Here is a 20,346-nt window from a genome sequence, read left to right on the forward strand (position 1 = left end):
CTCCTGAAGTTAATAATTGTCTGCTCTCTAGCCTTTGCGGGCCTCAAAGTCTGCCATAAAGGCCACTAATGCCATCACCGCCTCAAAAGGCACCGCGTTGTAAAGGGATGCGCGCATGCCACCCACAGAGCGATGCCCCTTCAAACTCAGCAGCCCAGCTGCTTCAGCCTCTTGTAAAAACGGTTTATCGAGGCGCTCATCGGCCAGCACAAATGGGACATTCATCCGCGAGCGACTGGACTTTTCTACCGGACTGGAAAAGAAATCGCTGCCATCGAGAAACTCATAGAGTAACGAGGATTTTTTAGCGGCCTGTTGGGCCATAGCTTCAACCCCGCCCTGCGCCTTAAGCCACTGGAAAACCAGACCGGAAAGGTACCAGGCAAATGTGGGCGGGGTGTTATCCATTGAACCGGCATCGGCTGCCACTTTCCAGCTCAAACTGCGCGGAATATCTTTCATCGCCCGATCCAGGAGATCATCGCGCACTAAGGCGACCGCAATTCCCGAGGGCCCGATATTTTTTTGCGCGCCGGCATAAATTACACCGAACTTCTCCACGTCGATCGGGCAGGAAAGGATATTTGATGACATATCCGCAACCAGAGGGCAGTCCACTTCTGGAACATAATCAAACTCGATACCGCCAATAGTCTCGTTGGGCGTGTAATGAAGATAGGCCGCACCCTCGCTCTGCTGCCAGCTATTCTGCGCTGGCACATAACTGAAATTGCGGTCCTCGCTAGAGGCAACCACATTCACATCACCATAGCGCCGGGCCTCTTTAATCGCTTTTGCGGCCCATTGTCCCGAGTGGATAAAATCTGCCTGCTTAGAGCCGGCGCCAAACAAGTTCCAGGGTATCGCGCTAAATTGCCCGGTAGCGCCCCCCTGCAGAAACAGCACCTTATAGTTATCTGGCACCTGGAGCAGATCGCGCAAGTCCTGCTCCGCGCGCTCAGCCACCTCAACAAATTCCGGCGAGCGGTGGCTAACTTCCATTACTGAACAACCCAGACCCCGCCAGTCCATCAGCTCCAGCTGTGCCTGCTGTAAGACCGGTTCCGGCAGAGCCGCTGGACCAGCGCAGAAATTGTATTTCCTCATGACCTGATTTCCACAAACTAAAAATGGTTTCAAATTCAACTAGATATGCCGACGCACAAAACACCATCTTGGGAGATGGATATCACGCTTTTAAGCATTTCTTAGGGTGCCAGAGGCAAGAAAGGCCGCGATAATCGCAGCCTTTCTGTTGGTAGTTTGGGGTGGGTCACTCGGCCCCACCGTTATCTTCACCCTCTTCTTCCGTCTCCTCGATGCGCCCGAGGCCCACGAGTTTTTCACCGCTCTTGAGTCGAATGACACGCACACCCTGGGTATTGCGCCCCAGCACCGAAACCTCATCGACTCGGGTGCGCACCAGAGTACCCTGATCAGAAATTAACATCATTTCCTCACCCGGGTGGACCTGACAGGCTCCGACCAGAGCGCCGTTACGCTCGCTTTCGGCGATTGCGATAACCCCCTGGGTACCTCGACCCTTGGTGGGGAACTCGCTGATCGCAGTGCGCTTACCGTAGCCGTTTTCAGTCGCCATCATCACGGAGCCTCCCTCTTCAGGGATTACCATGGCGATCACTTCCTGCCCCTCCTGCATGCGGATACCACGCACACCGCGAGACACGCGTCCCATAGAGCGCACATTGGCTTCGGAGAAGCGGGCTGCTTTACCAGCACTGGTGAGCAGCAACACATCGCGCTCACCATCGGTTACCGCTGTAGCGACGAGACGATCGCCCTCCTCCAGCTCAATTGCGCGCAAACCAACGCTGCGCGGACGGGCAAAGGCCGTCAGTGGAGTCTTCTTCACGGTGCCATTGGCGGTGGTGAAGAAAATAAAGTGATCCTCATCGTATTCAGACACTGGCATCAGACTACTAATGCGCTCACCCTCTTCGAGGGGCAGCATATTGACCACCGGGCGGCCACGGGAGGCGCGGCCAGCAGTCGGCACTTCATAGACTTTGAGCCAATACACCTTACCCTTGTTAGAGAAGCACAAAATAGTGTCATGGGAGTTGGCGATCAGCAGGTGCTCGACGAAGTCTTCATCTTTCACCTGGGTGGCCGACTTACCCATACCACCACGACGCTGAGCTTGGTAATCGGTCAGAGGCTGGCTCTTGGCATAGCCACCGTGGGAAATGGTCACCACCTTGTCTTCCGGGGTGATCAGATCTTCTACGGTCAAATCCTGACGGGAGGCAACAATATCGGTGCGACGCTCATCACCAAAGTCTTTTGACAGCTGCTCCAGCTCCTCGCGAATCACTTCCATCAAGCGCTCAAAACTGCCGAGGATATGCAGATACTCGGCGATCTGCTCCAATCGGTCCTGGTATTCCGCCAGCAGTTTGTCGTGCTCCATACCAGTGAGGCGGTGCAGGCGCAGTTCGAGAATGGCCTGAGCCTGAGCTGGGGACAGATAGTAAGCATTATCGCGCAGGCCAAATTCTTTAGGCAGGTCATCTGGGCGGCAGGCATCGGCGCCAGCGCGCTCCAGGAACTGCTGTACGTTACCCACCGGCCAACCCTTGGCTAGCAGCGCCTCACGGGCTTCCGCCGGCGTTGCGGAGGATTTAATCAGTTCAATGACCGGATCAATATTGGCAATAGCAATAGCCAAGCCTTCTAGAATGTGGCCGCGCTCGCGTGCTTTACGCAGCAGGTAAACGGTACGGCGGGTAACCACTTCCTGGCGGTGACGTACAAAGTGCTCAAGCAACTCTTTCAGGTTCAGCACCTTGGGCTGGCCATCAACCAGAGCTACCATATTGATGCCGAACACGCTCTCCAGCTGGGTCTGGGAATAGAGGTTATTCAAGACCACATCACCCAGCTCACCGCGCTTAAGCTCAATCACTACACGCAAGCCGTCTTTATCGGATTCATCGCGCAGCTCAGAGATACCCTCAATCTTCTTCTCTTTCACCAGCTCGGCAATTCGCTCGATCAGGCGCGCTTTGTTCAGCTGGAAGGGAATCTCAGTAATGATGATCGTTTCGCGATTGCTCTTGTCATCGCGAACAACGTCTGCCTTGGCGCGCACATAGATGCGTCCGCGACCAGTGCGGTAGGCTAGCAAGATACCGGCACGGCCATTAATGGTTGCGCCAGTGGGGAAGTCCGGCCCGGGAATATGCTCCATCAAGTCGTCAACAGACAGCTCAGGGTTAGCAATCAGCGCCAGGCAGGCATTAACAACTTCCCCCAAATTGTGAGGAGGAATATTGGTGGCCATGCCCACAGCAATACCGGAGGAACCGTTTACCAGCAGGTTCGGTACTCGGGAAGGCAGTACCTCCGGCATCTGCTCGGAGCCATCGTAGTTGTCGACAAAATTGACCGTTTCTTTATCGAGGTCGGATAGCAGCTCGTGGGCAAGCTTATCCATGCGAATTTCGGTATAACGCATGGCGGCCGGGCTATCACCGTCGATAGAACCGAAGTTACCCTGGCCATCCACCAGTGTGTAGCGCATAGAGAACGGCTGAGCCATACGCACAATGGTGTCGTAGACCGCGGTATCTCCGTGCGGGTGATATTTACCAATCACATCGCCAACGACACGCGCTGACTTTTTATAAGGTTTGTTCCAGTCGTTTTTAAGCTCGCTCATAGCGAAGAGCACACGACGGTGTACCGGCTTGAGGCCATCGCGTACATCCGGCAGTGCGCGCCCGACGATCACGCTCATGGCGTAGTCGAGATAAGACTGCTTTAGTTCTTCTTCGATATTAATCGGAGAGATTTCTTTGGCTAATTCGCCCATGGCTTACGGCGTTCCTTTTATAGCGCGGGCATGGATACTGAGCCCGGATAAGCGGGCGATTCTAGCACAGTTTGACGCCTTTGGATGGCAGTCCCCACGCACTTCCGAGCCTCACCTACAGCTGTTGCTGTGGGCAGACTCTGCCGCTAAAGTAAATCCCTATCTTAACCGTCGCCACTTACCTCCCATGCCCCAAGCAATAGATACCCTGATTCATGCGCGCTGGATTATTCCGGTAGTCCCCGAACAAAAAGTGTACGAGAACTGCTCACTCGCTGTTGAAGGCGGACAAATTACCGCTCTGCTGCCATCGGCAGAAGCCAAGATACGCTTTAAAGCAAAGCGGGAAGTAGAACTTGGACATCACGCCCTGATTCCCGGACTGATCAATACTCACAATCACGCGCCCATGACACTATTGCGGGGTTATGCTGATGACCGCCCCCTCAAGGAGTGGCTGGAGAAACATATTTGGCCAGCGGAACAACGCTGGGTGGGGCCGGAGTTTGTCGCAGATGGCAGCCGCCACGCTATTGCTGAAATGTTGCGCTCGGGCACTACCACCTTCTCAGATCAGTACTTCTACCCAGAAGCCGTAGCAATCGCCGCTCGGGAAACCGGCATCCGCGCTCATATCGCCTTCCCGATATTAGACGCACCCACCCCCTGGAGCCGCCACGCCGAAGAGGCCTTGCACAAAGGCTTGGCACTGCGCGACGACTACCGCGCCCATGAACGCATTGAAGTGATGTTTGCACCACACGCCCCTTATACAGTTGGCGATCAGACCCTGGAAAAAATCGCCGTGTGTTCCGCCGAGGCGCAAATTCCCGTACAGATCCATCTGCATGAGACTTACCAAGAAGTGGAAACTGCGTTGAAACAAAATGGTGAACGCCCCACCGAACGACTACAGCGGCTAGGCCTAATGAGCCCACAAACGCTCTGTGTGCACATGGTAGCAACCAATGAACGGGACATAGAGTTGTTAAAAACCAGTGGTGCGCATGTAGCCCATTGCCCATCCTCCAACCTCAAACTGGCCTCCGGCTTCTGCCCCACGGTCGAGATGCTCGACGCCGGTATCAATGTATCACTGGGCACCGATGGAGCCGCGAGTAACAATAGTCAGGACCTTTTTGCCGAGGCCAGTACCGCCGCCCTGCTCGCCAAAGCCGTAAGCGGCAAGGCCACTGCGCTTCCCGCTCACCAGGCACTGGCGATGGCCACCATCAATGGTGCCCGCGCCCTGGGAATTGAAGAGAAGACTGGCAGCCTGGAAATCGGCAAGAGCGCCGATATTGCCGCGATCGATCTATCCGGCCTCGAACAGCAACCAGTGCATGACCCTGTATCACAGTTAATTTATGCCAGCGGTGGGCACAATGTCAGCGATGTCTGGGTTGCCGGCAAACAACTGCTGGAGGAACGCCAGCTGTTGACCTTGAATGAAGCAGAGGTAATCCAGCGGGCGCAATTATGGCGTGATAGAATCGCCGGCCATTCACGCTAGGCGTAATTGGTTACGGTAATTCAACTGCTATAAGCAGCCAGCAATTAACGATTAACCGGGCAATTAAATTGACTCTCTTCGTCATTTATTGCCGCCCGTGAAGTACGGAAGTAGTCATTCGACCTCCTCGTATTCGCGGACTAGGACCGGCTAATAGCCGGCGACAGCACCTCAGTGCTGAACTAACCCGGCACAAATTTATTTGCGGGTTGATAGCGACGGAGTATGCAGAGAATTTCATGAGTAATGTAGATCCCGCGGAAATCGCCAAATTCGAACAACTCGCCAGCCGCTGGTGGGACAAAGAAGGTGAATTTAAACCCCTTCACGAAATTAACCCATTGCGTGCTAATTATATCGATAGATACGCCTCGGTGGCTGGTAAAAAACTGTTGGATGTCGGTTGTGGCGGTGGCATTCTAGCCGAGGCAATGGCTCAGCGAGGCGCGACGGTAACCGGTATTGATATGGGCGAAGCCCCTCTCAATGTCGCCAAGCTACACGCCCTGGAAAGTGGCGTATCGGTAGATTATCGACGTATTACAGTGGAAGCACTTGCCGAGGAAGCCCCTGGAAGTTACGACGTTGTCACCTGCCTGGAAATGCTCGAGCATGTACCCGATCCTGCCTCGGTAATCCGCGCCTGTGCCAACTTGGTCAAACCCGGCGGGCACCTGTTTTTTTCGACGATCAACCGCACCCCTAAAGGCTGGCTTTTCGGGGTGGTGGGAGCGGAATATATCCTACGCTTACTACCCAAAGGCACCCACGAATACAGCAAATTTATCCGACCTTCGGAAATGGGTGCCTGGCTGCGCGAGGCGGATCTGGAGTTACGCGATATCACCGGCATGACCTACAACCCGGTATCTCGCACCTATAAACTGAACCCCCGCGACGTCGACGTCAATTACCTGATGTATGCCAGCAAACCCGAATAAGCGAACCATAGAATGAAAGCAGTTTTATTTGATCTGGATGGCACACTCCTCGACACCGCACCAGACTTTATTGTCGTGCTCAATCAGTTGCGCCACCAGGAGCAACTCCCTCCCCTGCCCGATCAGGTTATCCGTGGCACCGTCTCTAGCGGCTCGCGAGCACTGGTCACCCTGGGGTTTGGCAAGCAGGAAGGCGATCCTGAATTTTCCAGCCTTTTGCAGCGCCTACTGGATCTTTACCTGGCACACCTCGCAGAGCAGACCGTACCTTTTCCCGGCATAGAGCCACTGCTTGATACGCTGGCACAAAATGAAATCCCCTGGGGTATCGTTACCAACAAGCCCGAAGCGTTTACTGTGCCCCTTATGCGAGCATTCGAACACCTGCCGCCAGCCTCCACTGTGATTTGCCCGGATCATGTGAGCAAGTCCAAGCCGGACCCTGAAGCCATACTGCTCGCCTGCAGCAAAATAGGCTGCACTCCAGCGGATGCCGTTTATATAGGGGATCATCAGCGAGATATCATTGCTGGCCAGCGTGCGGGCATGCCCACCATTGCTTGCGCATACGGATATATTGATGCCTCCGACGATCCCGCTAACTGGGGTGCCGATCACCTGGTCAGCTCAGTGGATGAAATCTGGCCCCTACTCCAGCAACATTATATTTAACCTTCGAAACCATGCCCGGCCCGATGCTGGGCGCCAGCATCAGGATGCTTCATGTCTGAATATGCCGGCGACTATGTCGCTCCATCAAACCTACTAAAAGATAAAATCATACTTGTTACCGGCGCTGGTGACGGTATTGGCAAAGTTGCAGCAAAGACTTTCGCCGCACACGGAGCCACTGTAATCTTACTGGGACGCACCACTCCAAAACTCGAAATGGTCTATGACGAGATTGAGGCCGCAGGAGGACCGCAGCCGGCCATTTTCCCAATGGACCTCAATGAAGCCAAAATAGAGCACTTTGAAAGTTTTGCCGAGGCCATTGAACAGGAGTTTGGCCGTCTCGATGGGCTACTTCACAATGCCAGCCTCCTCGGGCAGCGCACCCCTCTGGCAAATTACAATTTCTCCGCCTGGCAACAGGTTATGCAGGTCAATGTTAATGCCGTATTTGGACTCACTAAAACACTACTGCCATTACTAGAAAAATCCGAAGCCGGATCAGTGGTATTCACCAGTTCCAGCGTAGGCCTAAAGGGAAGGGCTTATTGGGGTGCCTACTCTGTATCAAAGTTCGCAACGGAAGGCCTTATGCAGGTGTTGGCCGATGAGTTGGATGGCGTATCCAATGTACGGGTGAATAGCCTCAACCCAGGCGCAACTCGCACCCCAATGCGCGCAACAGCCTATCCGGCAGAAAACCCCAAGTCTGTGGCGGCACCAGAAGAAATTATGCCCACCTACCTCTTCTTAATGGGCGATGACAGCCGTAGTCAAAGCGGCAAACACTTTAGCGCTCAAAAACGCTGAGCCCATGTAAACAGTAAAAAACCGGGTAAAACCCGGTTTTTTACTAAGGCATCAACAAAGAATGCCCTTGTGTCATTTACTTGGGGATTTCTCTCCCAATGAATCTCTCTGCCCGACACCCTTATCGGTTGCCGCATGCTCAGGTACATCCGCAAAGATGTCCCCTTCAAATTCCAACATCTCACTATCATCGAGCATTTCACCCTTCCGAGCACCATTTCCAGAAAAGTTTTGCTCTATGTTTTTACCCTGCTGTTCCTGAGACAGAGTAACCACGCTCGTCGCGGCAAAGGCCTCCCCTGCAAAAGAGAATCGCACCCCTTCCAAGCTGAGACAAGCTAGTGTCGCCAATATAACTGCGGGAGTGATAAGACTTTTCATTTTTCCGCCCCTGGATAGTTTTTGCCTATATTTTTAACCCAACGAATAGCTAAGCACTCGAAAAATCCCCTAAGACAAGGCTGCTATTACAGACGAGCCCACCTAAACACTGAAGAACGTCAGGATGACCCATCTTAATCGAGGGTATTTTTCCATGTAGGTTCCACTAAAAGCGTGCTGAGACGCACAAATCCAATTGTCCATTGCCAGGTGCTCAGGCAAATTAAAGCCAACAACCGGCAAAAACGTAATAAATAGTCTTGACTCAAATTTTTCTAACCTCCCTTTTAACGATTCTTACCCCGGTGTTTATACAGATTCACTAGGAAAGCAGCTCCATTGAGAAGCAAGCCGAACAAGATTTTGGCCAGGAGTTAAAGCAAATCAAAGAAGCTCCAGAGCCTGTAGAGGCGAGAATCGCTGAGATTCAAGAGGGCACCCATAATAGAAGGATTCTCATTCTGGAGAACAGCCAGATCTGGAAGCAAAATGATACAGGACGCATTTTCTGGAAGGCCGGCGATCTAATTATTGTAGAGCGTGCAATGTTTGGTTCCTTCTTTATGAAACCCGCCAATGGCGGAAAGAAAATGCGAGTTAAGCGCCTAAAATAATTTATCTTTTATTAACTGGGCGTTTGCTGCGCCCAGCCCCTCCCACAAAAACTCATCAGTCAACCTTTAATGGACGCAAAATTCAACTTTCATCTATCGTTAAGGTGAAAAGGGCGCCAAGAGCGCCTGGAGAGACTGAACAAAGCATATCGTTCACGCAGTCAACAGAAGGTTTAAGCACTTGTCCCGAGAAAACTTTTACTCAAGGGATGAAGACTGGCTGAAGGATACAGACAACGCCCTCTCCGATTCCTGCTCCAATGCGGAAAATCGCGGTCAGGCAGAAGATGCCGAACCCGATATCGAAGAGATCCATTCAGTTGGGGAATCGCTCAGCGAAAGTGGCAGCACCCCAATGCAAAGCTATCTCAAGCACCTATACAGACTTGAGCTGCTTACCCCAGAGGAGGAACACAGTACCACCTGCCTACTGCGGGATCTCGAAGATACCCTGATTGAGAAATTACAGCAGTGCGGAACCGAGCTTGTGCAATTGCGTAGTGAAGGCGTGGAGCAGCGGGGCAGTACCGGTGCCTATGACCACGGCCTGATAATTGCTCGCACAGAGATGTTACTGTCACTCGAAGAACTCACCCGACGAGAAAGAAGCAAACTCGGTGGGCTTCTGAGACGCTTTCAGGAGCAAAGAAAAAAGCTGATTCAGTGCAATTTACGCCTGGTAATCGCTATTGCCAAGCGCTTTCGCAATCCCTCGGTCCCTTTTATTGATCTGATTCAGGAGGGGAACGTCGGCTTGATGAAAGCAATAGAGCGCTTCAAGCCGCAAATGGGCTACCGATTTTCAACCTACGCCTACTGGTGGATTCAGCAGGAAATACAACTGGCCATGCGGCGCAATGAAGATTTGGTTCGCCAGCCAGCCAATGTGCAGGATGACTTACGCACAATTTACCGTGCCATCGGCGAGGTACGCGCATTAGGCCAGCCCGCGTCCGATGAAAATCTGGCCAGGCACACGGGGCTTGACCTGGAACGAATTCAAAGCTTGCTCAAGCTACCCGGCCCAACAGGCTCACTGGACGACCCTGTCGCAGACGACCAGAGCAGTACCCGCTTGGATTACGCTCCCGCCGACGAACTTTACAATACCGATGAATTGGTCACCAACCAAGAGCTGGCAGAGCGACTACGCGAAGCTGTCGACCGCCTGCCAGCTAGGCAAAGGACGGTATTGAACCTGCGCTATGGACTTATTTCAGACAAGGATTGCTCTTTCAGAGTTATCGGCGAACAGCTTGGGCTCAGTCAGGAACGCGCCCGCCAACTGCACTCCGATGCCATTCGTCAACTGAAACGTCAGTGGCGATAACCGTCCAAAAACTCCGCGGCCTGGGGCTGATCTCAGCCCTAGCCAAACTTGAGGAAGCCGGTGGCGGTCGATAGGTAGCGTGCTTGCCTTCAATCACTTTCCCACTAGTCTTAGTTACAGCTCTTGCAACTATGATCCTCACAACCCATGCGTAAATATTCCAAAAATGGTGTAAGCGGCAACACAGCATTGGGCTGTACACTTTTGCTCGCCTGGATTCTCCCCGGAGCCCCTGCCACTATCGCCGAGCAGGAAATTATTATCAGCGCAGGAAAGGGGCTAGGAAATGTCCTGATGCAGAGAGACTCGATTTCAGCCGCCAAAGTAGGCGGTATCAACTATTCCTACCTGTTCACCTCTTTCAACAATGCCAATAATTCCTGGCAGTGGTGGGGACAAGGCAGTTATTCCTATATCCGCCTGGAACACCTCAATAAAACCCAACAGCAAAATATTCTTGAAATCAAACCGGTGCTGCGTTGGTATCCGCGCAGTGAACCCCTCGGTAGCTTTGGCGAGGCGGGTGTCGGCGCTTCTTATTTAAGCCAGCAGGAGTTTGGTGATATTCGACTCAGCACCAAGGTAAATTTTGCCTTACATTTTGCTCTGGGCTATCGCTTCAGTAGCGGCCATACACTATCGCTGCGCTATAGCCACTTTTCCAATGCCTATACGAATATCCCCAATCCCGGTTTTGATTTTGCCTCATTTAATGGGCACTTTAATTTTTAATCAACCTCAAACATAATCAGCCTCTGCCCGGATGGAAGAGCCAACTAAATCCCGATAGATATTTATGGTCTTTTTAACGATTTCTTCATGAAAAAAACCATTTAACTCCACTTTATCCTGCTGCTCCATTAAAGCCAGACCCACATCACATAAAGCTTGCGAATCTCCCCGCTCAACGACTCCCTTTGGGAAGCAGCCTTCCAGCACCTCTCCAGCACAAGTGTCTTTATAGGCAACCACAGAGCACCCCATCGCCAAAGCCTGCATAGCACTTTGGCCGCTAGGCTCACCAGGGCTGGCCAAACTGAAAGTCAATTGAGAGGAGGCATAGAGCTCCCGTAAATCCTTTCTCTCTCCCAGAAAAAGTACTTTCCCTTCCAGCCCCAACTCTTGAGCCAGTTGCTCCAATTTGCGGATATGGTGTAAATCACCACCCTTTGATGCCCCTACCACCAACCCCAATAAATCCTCCCGGCTAGTTACGGCCCGCGCCAGAGCGTGCAAAAACACCTTCAGCTCACCCTTTTCAGACAAGGGGCCCAAATACAGCCACCAATTTTTTCCCTCCAGTTGCGGATAGCTATTCAGGAAACGCAGATGCCATTGGCCTGATACAGGTTTACTGCGATCGAACTCCCGAGAGCTAATGCCCCAGTGCACGATATGGGTAGGATTAACCAATTTTTCCCCAAGATGCGCTTTCAGGTGGCTGGCAATTCCATCGGATGATGCGATCACACATGGCCCGGAAACCAACCCTACATCCCTTCGACTGGGCGAATAATAACCATCGACATGAGTGACCAAACTGGGGCGTGTATTGACATCCATACCATCCCAAGCTCGCCAGACCACCTGGGCGGTTAAACGCCCATGGACATGGACCACATCGGCATTTAAATTCTGTAGGACACTGCGTAAGCGGCGCACAAGGGCCATAGCCCAAAAAGGCTTCTTGTTCAAAGGCAATGGGATATGTTGGACATCATGCAGTTCGAGTCGCGCCACCAAGGCCCCCCCGGCTGAGATCACAATTGGTTTTACGTCCTGCCGAGCCAACTCCTGAATGAAATCCAGCGCAGCCTTACCTCTATCTCCAGGCTCCAATTCAGGCCAGATTTGTACAATTCTCAAAACATCTACCGCAAAAGTGGAACAAAGAGAGTATTTTGACCCTCACAGAAGTAATTTCCCAGTAGATTCCACACAGATTTGCAACAAACCCCTCTGGCAAGGCCAATTTACCTGCACAGTCACTTGGTATCAGACGGGCTTATCGAGTGCTAACATGATTCGCCTCAACACATTCAGGGAAAAGTAATGTTCCAACGCTACTTCACACGGTCAATCGCTCTTGTTCTTATATTATTTGTTGGCACAGCCTCTGCAGCCGAAACAGATCAAGGTATTTTCTGGAAAGCCACCAAGGAGGATAAAACTGTCTACTTGCTGGGATCTATCCACCTGGCCACAGAAGACTATTACCCAATGCGCTCCCAGATAGAGCGTGCCTATGCCCAAAGTGATGCCGTTGCTGTTGAAGCTGATATCCTCGCCGCCGAAAGCGATATGTTGATACAGCAGAAAATTATGATGGAGTCTGTTTATCAGGGAGAACGCAGCCTGCGTGATGACCTCCCCGCAGATTTGTACAAGAAATTACAAGCCTGGATGCACAAACGCAACATGCCGGAGGCTATGTTTATTCGCCAGCGCCCAGCCATCGCCATGATTTCCATGAGTATGATCGAAATGCAGGCCCAGGGGCTCAACCCGGAACTGGGTATCGATCGCCACTTCCTAAGTAAGGCTAAAAAGGACGGCAAACCGGTATTGGAGCTGGAGGGAGTTCTACAGCAATTTCAGCTATTAAATGGCCTGGATAATCCCGCCCTTTTACTCCAGCAGACGCTTGAGCAGCTGGAAGATATCTCTACCTTTTTGCCAAAGCTCACCAGTGCATGGAAAGCCGGAGACGACAAAGCTCTCAATCACCTGATTATTCTCGATGGCCTTGAAGAAAGTCCCGAGTATCAGCCGCTTTATGAAAAATTGTTTTTTCAGCGCAATGAGAAAATGGCGAACAAAATAATCTTAAAAGCGCCGAAGTATCAGAAACTCTTTGTGGTTGTCGGCGCCGGCCATTTAGTCGGCCAAGGCAGCATTGCTGAGCTGATGAAGCAAAAAGGCTATAAGCTGGAGCGCATCTAAACTTTCACTTATCAGGAAAACAATTGAGCTGTAACCTGCTTCATTTCCACCCAAGAAACACTTGCACAAGTATACACAGCTGCAGGTGTTTCACGGACTTACTTAAGTACACCCATCCCTTACTCGGCCATACCCCAAGACCTTCTATTTATAAGTAAGCCCTACCCCAGAAAACCGAAAAATCATCAAACCTACTTGCTAAACTGCAACAATACGCAGCTAAAGATACAGCCGCCTCTAAGGACACTGCATGAAATACTACGCCCTGTATTTCGCCCTAACCTGTGTACTTTCATCTCCCTTCGCCACTGCTGATAAGGCCAAAACTGAAGGGGGACTAAAAATTACGTCCAAGGATGAAAATTTTTCTGCAGAACTCGGCGGCCGCATTCACTTTGACACATATTTTTTTGACAAAGATAAAAACTATTATGACACCAGCTTGTTTGATATAGAACTTGAAGAACCCGTAAACACTACAGATTTTCGTCGAGTACGACTAAAAATGCGGGGAAAATTGTGGAAATGGGAATACGAACTGGAAAGAGACTTTGCCTCCTCTGGAACTGGAGGATTAAGGACTGTATACCTGGGCACTAAAGTCTTTGATGGTAGTCTCCGCATAGGAAACTTTAAACCCAGCCGCTCGATGAACCAACTCACTTCCTCCAATCAAATCACCATGATGGAGAGAGCCTTTGCCTCATCCGCTGGTATTTACGACAACCGCGGCAGGCAACAGGGAATTGGCTGGCATACCCATTGGTGCTGTCATACCTATGGGGTCACCCTTTTTAATCTGCGCAACCCCGGTGATCCACGCAACGAGGGTATTGGTGCCGCCACCCGATTTACCTGGGCCCCAATCAGTAACTTCGACAGTACTGTACATCTGGGCGCTTCATTCAGCTATGAAGATGCCAATGAAGACACGCCACCGCGCGAGGCGCTAGTCGAATACGCAGGGCGTCGCGGCCCAGAACAACTGGTTGCACTGAGCCCCGGTGGTGGTGAATTTTTCTTCGGTGATTTTGGCGATGATGAATTTTATCAGGGCGACCCCGGTGGAGATGTGTGGATTCTGGGATTAGAACTCGCTGGCGCCTATGGGCCTTTTTACGCCCAGTCTGAATACGCTTTTGGGAATTTTTCCGGAGATTTCTATTTGTCCGAATTTACATTTTTCGAGTTCTTTGGTGCGCCGCCTCGTTTTTTTTGTGACCCATATACCGGTTGTTTTATCGGAGAACAAGATGTACGCACTTGGTATATCGTGGGAAGTTGGGCCATCACTGGTCAGCACAAACCCTATGATGAGAAAAGTGGAGTTTTCAAATCTATCAAACCTACTCCACCAGAGAGCGCCTTCGAGATTACCGCACGCTACGACACCATCGAAAACCGGGATATTCCCGGCATGAAGGTAAGTAATTTTGTTTTTGGGTTTAATTATTATTTTAATCCCAAAGTGCGCCTGATGCTGAACGTGACTCTCGGGGATGATAAATTTACCGGCGATCAAACCAAGCAGCTTGCTATTCGTATGCAGGGATTCTGGTAAGCAAAACACCCCCCGGCGGAAACCCACCGGGGCTTTATTAGGAGCGGAGCGTTAGCCCACTTGCTGAGCTTTAGTGGGGTCGAAAATTTCAACCTCTCTAGCTTGGCCGGTTTTACCAACAGGATTTTCAAAACGACTTAGCGCCTGCTCTCTTTGGCGTTGCGCCTCCAATACATTAGCCTCTTTGATGTGCCCGTAACCTTTAATAACCTCAGGATAACTGAGCAATTCAATAGCCGCCTGATGGTTTTGTTCGTTCAACTGCCCCACCACTTTCTCAACCAATTGCTCATACTCAGTGATTAAAGACCGCTCCATACGTCGCTCAGCGGTATAGCCGAAAATATCCAGAGCAGTACCGCGTAGGAACTTTAATTTGGCCAAGATTCCGAATGCTTTGTGCATCCAACCACCAAACTTCATTTTGCGAGGACGCCCCAACACTTTGTCGAAACGGGCCAGTAATGGCGGCGCCAAGTTGAATTCGAGGACAAAGTCTCCGCTAAAATTCTCCTGCAAGGATTGAGTAAAGCGCCCGTCAGTGTAGAGGCGCGCAACCTCATACTCATCCTTGTAAGCAAGTAACTTGGCATAATTTTGCGCCACCACTTCGGCGACCGCTTGGCGCCCGGGTACCTTAAGGGTTTCCGCCGCTTTAACTTTATCCACCAAAACTTGGTAGCGCTTAGCCAACTCTACATTTTGATAGCCAGTCAGATGCTCAACCCGGTGAGCAACAATTTCATCCAAACCTTTGGGTAGCTGTACAGGCGCTCGATCGTGAGCAAGCAACCGGTTTAGAGCTTTGCGGTCTGCGGCAGCAAGACGCCCGGCAGCAAAGCCCTGCAGATTGCCCTCCACTGCCACGCCATTCAGCTCAATTGCCTGCAACAGCGACGCCTGGGAAAGTGGCAATAGGCCTTTTTGCCAAGCAAAGCCCAACATAAATATATTGGCCGCCAGAGTATCTCCAAGTGCAGATTTGGTCAGACGGTGGGCCTCAACAGAATCCAGCGCGTTAACCGCGTTACTTAGGGTATCGAGAACGGCTTGCGGAGAGTGAGCATCCTCACGCCCCAAAACGGTGGCAGCGGTGGGGCTCAGGTGGGTATTCACCACCGCACGACTGTGGGTTTCATCCAGCTTGGCCAAACAGGCGGCGAGATTTCCCGCAGCGATCAAATCACAGGCCATCAGTGCATCGGCGCGACCATCGGAGATTCGCACCGCTTGCAATGCTTCTGGGTGAGCTGCAAAACGAATATGGGAATACACCGCGCCGCCTTTTTGCGCGAGGCCGGTCTGATCCAGGGTACTGCAGGCTTTGCCTTCTATATGGGCCGCCATCGCCAACAGAGCACCAATAGTCACCACCCCGGTACCACCCACTCCTGTCACCAGGAAATTAAAGGGCTCATCCAGATCCGGCAGCTTTGGTGCAGGCAGCTTTTCTGCCTCTGTGCGCAAGACATCGCCAACGCCCGCACCTTTAGCCAAGCGCCCACCTTTTACCGTCACAAACGAGGGACAGAAGCCATTGATACAGGAGAGATCCTGATTACAACCGGTCTGGTTAACACGGCGCTTGTCCCCCAAAGCTGTAGAAACCTTTTCCACGGCAATACAGCTGGATTGCTGCACACAGTCGCCACAGCCTTCACACACCAACTCATTAATAAAGGGGCGCCCCTCAGCCTGGGGTAGTAAGCCGCGCTTGCGCTTACGGCGCAATTCAGTGGCACAGGTCTGGTCGTAAATAATGACCGTACACCCTTCCACCTCACGCAACTCCTCCATGACCGCCGGCATATAATCCCGATGGCGAATCTCTACCTCGGAAGGGAAGCTCAGGGCGCCCTGATATTTGTCTGGGTTGTCCATCACCAGAACAACCTTCTGCACACCCTCGGCCAGCACTTGGCGGCAAATCATATCCGGCGCCAACTCTCCATCATGGGGCTGGCCACCTGTCATGGCGACGGCATCGTTGAACAGAATTTTGTAGGTGATATTTACCTTAGCGGCGACAGAAGCGCGAATTGCGAGGACCCCCGAGTGGAAATAAGTACCATCCCCCAGGTTCACAAATACATGCTTTTCATCGGTGAAAGGCGCCTGCCCCACCCAGTTGACTCCTTCGGCGCCCATTTGAGTAAAGGTGAACGTCTCGCGGTCCAGCCACTGGGCCATATAGTGGCAGCCGATTCCGGCAAGGGCGCGACTGCCCTCAGGCACTTTGGTGGAACGGTTGTGCGGGCAGCCGGCACAAAACATGGGTAGGCGAGAAACATTGGAACCCGCCTGTTGCGCGATGCGCTGGGCCAGGGCATTAAGGCGCATCAAGCGATGTCGCCCGCGTTCACCCAGCTTATCCTGATCCAAAATCAGACCAAGCACCTGGGAAATAATGGCCGGAGATAGCTCACCATAGGCGGGCATCAGCGGTTGATCGTGTTCATCTACTTTCCCGAGAATACGCGGGAAATTGGGGTCTTTGAGGTGGACGTTGTACAGCTCCTCTTTCAGCTGCACCTCCATCAGACTACGCTTCTCCTCCAGCACCAGTAGAGTATCTAAGCCGCGGGCAAACTCCTGAATTCCAGGTACATCGAGGGGATAGGTCATCCCCACTTTGAGGATACGAATGCCCAATTGACGGGCTTTTTCCTCATTAATCCCCATGTCCTCGAAGGCCTGCATCAAGTCCAGGTGAGCCTTACCGGTAGTGACGATACCAAGAGTGGCATTGGAGTTTTCCAGCACAACCTTGTTCAGCTTGTTCGCCCGAGCAAATGCCAGAGCCGCCGGGCGCTTATAGCGCCACAGACGCTCTTCCTGTTCGAGGGGGTTATCCTGCTTGCGGATATTCAGGCCACCTGCGGGGCGCTCGATCTCAGGATAATTGAACTGCACCCGCTGGGGATCGACTTCCACGGTAGCGGAACTATCCATATTCTCTGCCAGAGTGATCATTGCCACCCAGCAGCCACTAAAACGGGACAACTCAAGGCCATAGTGGCCGTAATCCAAGACCTCCTGCACAGTTGCAGGATTCAAGACTGGAAGATGCATATCCACGAAAGCAAATTCCGACTGCCCCGGGTAGGAAGAGGACTTACAGCCGTGGTCATCCCCAGCGATAATAAGAGCACCACCCTTTGGCGAGGAACCCGCAGCATTGGCGTGACGGAAGGCATCACATGAGCGATCCACGCCCGGAGTCTTGCCATACCAGATACCACAAACGCCATCGACTTGAGCGCCATCGAATAGGCCAACCTGCTGGGAGCCCCACACGGCCGTCGCGGCCAGCTCCTCATTCACGCCCGGCTGGAATCGAATATTGTGCTGATCCAGTAACTTTTTGGCCCTTGAGAGCTGCAAGTCATAACCACCGAGGGGAGAGCCGCGGTAACCGGAGATAAAAGTTGCGGTATTTAAACCGCGAGCTTGGTCCATCCGCATCTGGTCAATGGGCAGACGCACCAGCGCCTGGATCCCCGAAAGAAGCACACGGCCTTTGAGGGTGGTAAAGCGGTCATCCAGTGAGATTTGTTTTTTCCCCTGGGAGTCCACCGCGCGCTGGGGACTGGCTACTTTTTCAGTCATACACCTAGTTTCCGGTCATTTATTCTTCTCGAAACCCAGTTCGAGCTATAAGTCATTATTCTTCCGAATTGCTCCGTCTCGGTAGTTAGCTGATCAATTTTTCGGCACCCTGCAAAACTCTCTGGCGGGTAATCACAAAAAGCGCTCAGGCTGAAACGGATTGGTCAGGTCATACTAGTGCGTTAAGCGCAACAGAGCATTGCTTTATTTACGTAAATGTGCGTAAATTTGTGATGAAAATCTCGATCGAGCAATTTTTTATAGGATAGGAGTCTTTATGAAGCGTTCGACAGACCTGGATGATTTCGACCGCAAGATTCTGCGAGCGCTGCAGGAGAACGCCGATTATTCCATGGCGGAGCTCGGAGACAAAGTCGGTCTTTCCCACACCCCCTGCTGGCGCCGTATCAAAAGGCTGGAGGCGGAGGGTATTATTCGCGGCCGAGTCACCCTGCTGGACCCGCGTAAATTGGACCTGGGAGTCACAGTATATTGTTACGTGACCATCCACAACCACGATGAAGAGTCCCTGAATAATTTCGAGACTGCGGTACAGGATGTTCAGGAAGTGGTCGAATGCTATTCAACCAGTGGCGACAAGGACTATGTTCTGCGTGTAGTAGTGGACAGTGTTGAACATTACGAGCAACTGTTAAAACGCTCACTGGTGCACCTGCCCAATGTCGCCTCGGTGAATTCCACCTTCGCCCTTAAACAAGTGAAATATACCACTCAGTTGCCGCTCTAGCAGAAAAAGAGGCTGAGGCAATACCAGAGCCTCATGAATGAGCCCCAAAGTTTGTGGGGCTCAAAAAACCTATCAAGCCAACGCCCGCAGCTTTTGCATTAATTGATCCAAAGCCTGTTGCAGATTCAAGCCATCACAGCGCAAAGTAATATCCGCATATTTGCGGTAGAGGATCTGGCGCTCCTCAAATAAACTTTCAAAACTTTGCTCCGGTGCTTTGGCTATCCCACGACTTTCATAATTGTGGATTCTCCGGCGAAGCTCATCTGCGGAACATTCCAAAAACACGACTGTGCCCTGCGCACGTAGATTAGCCATTCCCTCAGCACTGTAGACAGCGCTACCCCCAGTAGAAACCACATGCTTGGGCAGCTGCGCTGCGGCTATGACCTCCCCCTCTATAGCCCGTAAATTGAGGTAGTCACTCTCCGCCATAATTTCCTGTAGTGTTTTCCCCTCCCGCGCCTGAATCAAAACATCTGTATCAACAAAATCCAGGGCCAGCTCTTTGGCCAGCAACACACCCAAAGTACTTTTACCTGCACCCGGCATGCCAATCAGAACAATACTTTTTCTTTTTTTCATCTTTTTACCTGTTCGCAAAAATCAGAGCGAAGCAGTGATCAACGTTAATCGCCGCGGCGAGGGAAAAATACAGCGCGCAGCCAGCCAAATAGGCTATTACCTTGCAGCATATATTTATCCAGCTCATCCATATTGTGAGCCTGGCGGAAAGCATCGGCAAAAAGCGCCTCGCGGGTAATCATTCTCCGTTTGGGGTTAATGGTTTTTATCGGCTTGGCTGGATTCCCTGCTACCACTGTATTGGCTGGCACATCCTTGGTGACCACACTACCCGCGCCGACAACGGAATTATCACCAATGCTTACGCCTTTACAAATAGTCGCACTATCGCCAATCCAAACATTATTCCCAAGACGCACCGGCGCAGTGCAACGAAAAGGCCTGGTACGATTATAGAGGCCATGCCAATCGGAATCAGAAATATAAACATTAGCGGCGATCATACAGGCATCGCCAATTTCTATGGACTGCGCAGCCGATATCCGCACTCCGGGAGAAATCAGCACATAGTTCCCAATGGTAATAAAAGCCTCGCGCCCCTTGTGCCCAAAGGTAGTAAAGCGAATGCACTTTTCCGCATTAGAAATTAAATGGGGATAATTACCCAGGCGAACATTCCCTCCAAAAACATGTACTGAAGAAGGGTCCATCACCTCAGGGTCAACACCTACCGCATCAAATTGAGGAAGTAAAAAATAGTGCGTGCGCCAATTGCGCCAACGCAACTGCAGGCGCTTTAACCAATAAGGCCTATGATCCTTGCGCATAATTAAATATCTACTTGATGGGGCAAACTGCCCACAA

General features: G+C 51.8%; 16 protein-coding genes. 9 read left to right on the plus strand and 7 right to left on the minus strand.

Annotated elements, in window-relative coordinates:
• Nucleotides 1-27: 27 nt before the first annotated feature.
• Together serC and gyrA are read right to left on the minus strand one after the other, a co-directional pair.
• Nucleotides 28-1,107, minus strand: a complete 1,080-nt coding sequence (gene serC, locus ACJJJA_RS15910) for a 3-phosphoserine/phosphohydroxythreonine transaminase (protein WP_444902729.1) — start codon at nt 1,105-1,107, stop codon at nt 28-30.
• A gap of 166 nt (nt 1,108-1,273) precedes the next feature.
• Nucleotides 1,274-3,835 carry a DNA gyrase subunit A gene (gyrA, locus tag ACJJJA_RS15915; RefSeq protein ID WP_252082387.1) on the minus strand — a complete coding sequence of 854 codons (2,562 nt, stop codon included), beginning with the start codon at nt 3,833-3,835 and terminating at the stop codon, nt 1,274-1,276.
• Nucleotides 3,836-4,022: 187 nt separating this feature from the next.
• Between gyrA and ACJJJA_RS15920 the strand changes: the two genes are divergently transcribed.
• From ACJJJA_RS15920 to ACJJJA_RS15935, 4 genes are all read left to right on the plus strand, one after another.
• Complete coding sequence (locus ACJJJA_RS15920; RefSeq protein ID WP_444905256.1) at nt 4,023-5,348, plus strand: TRZ/ATZ family hydrolase; 1,326 nt, start codon at nt 4,023-4,025, stop codon at nt 5,346-5,348.
• Between the two features lie 239 nt (nt 5,349-5,587).
• A complete protein-coding gene (ubiG, locus tag ACJJJA_RS15925) occupies nt 5,588-6,289 on the plus strand; it encodes a bifunctional 2-polyprenyl-6-hydroxyphenol methylase/3-demethylubiquinol 3-O-methyltransferase UbiG (protein WP_444900295.1) in 702 nt (233 codons plus the stop codon).
• Nucleotides 6,290-6,301: 12 nt separating this feature from the next.
• The gene (locus ACJJJA_RS15930; RefSeq protein ID WP_444902730.1) at nt 6,302-6,961 is read left to right on the plus strand and encodes an HAD family hydrolase; all 660 of its coding nucleotides are present in this window, start codon (nt 6,302-6,304) and stop codon (nt 6,959-6,961) included.
• A gap of 51 nt (nt 6,962-7,012) precedes the next feature.
• Complete coding sequence (locus ACJJJA_RS15935) at nt 7,013-7,771, plus strand: YciK family oxidoreductase (protein WP_444902731.1); 759 nt, start codon at nt 7,013-7,015, stop codon at nt 7,769-7,771.
• A gap of 72 nt (nt 7,772-7,843) precedes the next feature.
• Here the strand turns inward: ACJJJA_RS15935 and ACJJJA_RS15940 are convergent, their stop codons facing one another.
• Nucleotides 7,844-8,152, minus strand: a complete 309-nt coding sequence (locus ACJJJA_RS15940) for a hypothetical protein (RefSeq protein WP_444902732.1) — start codon at nt 8,150-8,152, stop codon at nt 7,844-7,846.
• Between the two features lie 795 nt (nt 8,153-8,947).
• On the opposite strand from ACJJJA_RS15940, the gene ACJJJA_RS15945 reads away from it, so the two are divergent.
• Both ACJJJA_RS15945 and ACJJJA_RS15950 read left to right on the plus strand, forming a co-directional pair.
• Nucleotides 8,948-10,096, plus strand: coding sequence for a sigma-70 family RNA polymerase sigma factor (locus ACJJJA_RS15945; protein ID WP_252082396.1), 1,149 nt, complete (start codon nt 8,948-8,950; stop codon nt 10,094-10,096).
• 147 nt (nt 10,097-10,243) lie between these two features.
• Nucleotides 10,244-10,828: an acyloxyacyl hydrolase gene (locus ACJJJA_RS15950; RefSeq protein WP_252082397.1), complete on the plus strand. Its 585-nt coding sequence runs from the start codon at nt 10,244-10,246 to the stop codon at nt 10,826-10,828.
• A gap of 6 nt (nt 10,829-10,834) precedes the next feature.
• Here the strand turns inward: ACJJJA_RS15950 and ACJJJA_RS15955 are convergent, their stop codons facing one another.
• Nucleotides 10,835-11,962 (minus strand): glycosyltransferase, encoded by a 1,128-nt coding sequence (locus ACJJJA_RS15955; RefSeq protein WP_444902733.1) that lies wholly within the window; start codon nt 11,960-11,962, stop codon nt 10,835-10,837.
• Between the two features lie 186 nt (nt 11,963-12,148).
• Here ACJJJA_RS15955 and ACJJJA_RS15960 point away from each other — a divergent pair, with 186 nt between their 5' ends.
• The gene (locus ACJJJA_RS15960; RefSeq protein WP_444902734.1) at nt 12,149-13,039 is read left to right on the plus strand and encodes a TraB/GumN family protein; all 891 of its coding nucleotides are present in this window, start codon (nt 12,149-12,151) and stop codon (nt 13,037-13,039) included.
• Between the two features lie 250 nt (nt 13,040-13,289).
• A complete protein-coding gene (locus tag ACJJJA_RS15965; protein ID WP_444902735.1) occupies nt 13,290-14,600 on the plus strand; it encodes an OprO/OprP family phosphate-selective porin in 1,311 nt (436 codons plus the stop codon).
• A gap of 51 nt (nt 14,601-14,651) precedes the next feature.
• Here the strand turns inward: ACJJJA_RS15965 and ACJJJA_RS15970 are convergent, their stop codons facing one another.
• Entirely contained in the window at nt 14,652-18,209 is a 3,558-nt protein-coding gene (locus ACJJJA_RS15970) for an indolepyruvate ferredoxin oxidoreductase family protein (protein ID WP_444902736.1), read from the minus strand.
• A 277-nt stretch (nt 18,210-18,486) separates the two neighbouring features.
• On the opposite strand from ACJJJA_RS15970, the gene ACJJJA_RS15975 reads away from it, so the two are divergent.
• Nucleotides 18,487-18,957 (plus strand): Lrp/AsnC family transcriptional regulator, encoded by a 471-nt coding sequence (locus ACJJJA_RS15975; protein WP_152452743.1) that lies wholly within the window; start codon nt 18,487-18,489, stop codon nt 18,955-18,957.
• A gap of 72 nt (nt 18,958-19,029) precedes the next feature.
• Here the strand turns inward: ACJJJA_RS15975 and ACJJJA_RS15980 are convergent, their stop codons facing one another.
• Nucleotides 19,030-19,542, minus strand: coding sequence for a shikimate kinase (locus ACJJJA_RS15980; protein WP_444884282.1), 513 nt, complete (start codon nt 19,540-19,542; stop codon nt 19,030-19,032).
• Between the two features lie 44 nt (nt 19,543-19,586).
• The gene (locus tag ACJJJA_RS15985; protein ID WP_444884281.1) at nt 19,587-20,309 is read right to left on the minus strand and encodes an acyltransferase; all 723 of its coding nucleotides are present in this window, start codon (nt 20,307-20,309) and stop codon (nt 19,587-19,589) included.
• Between the last annotated feature and the right edge of the window lie 37 nt (nt 20,310-20,346).

The sequence above is a fragment of the Microbulbifer mixtoriginis (SeqCode) genome (assembly GCF_052466865.1).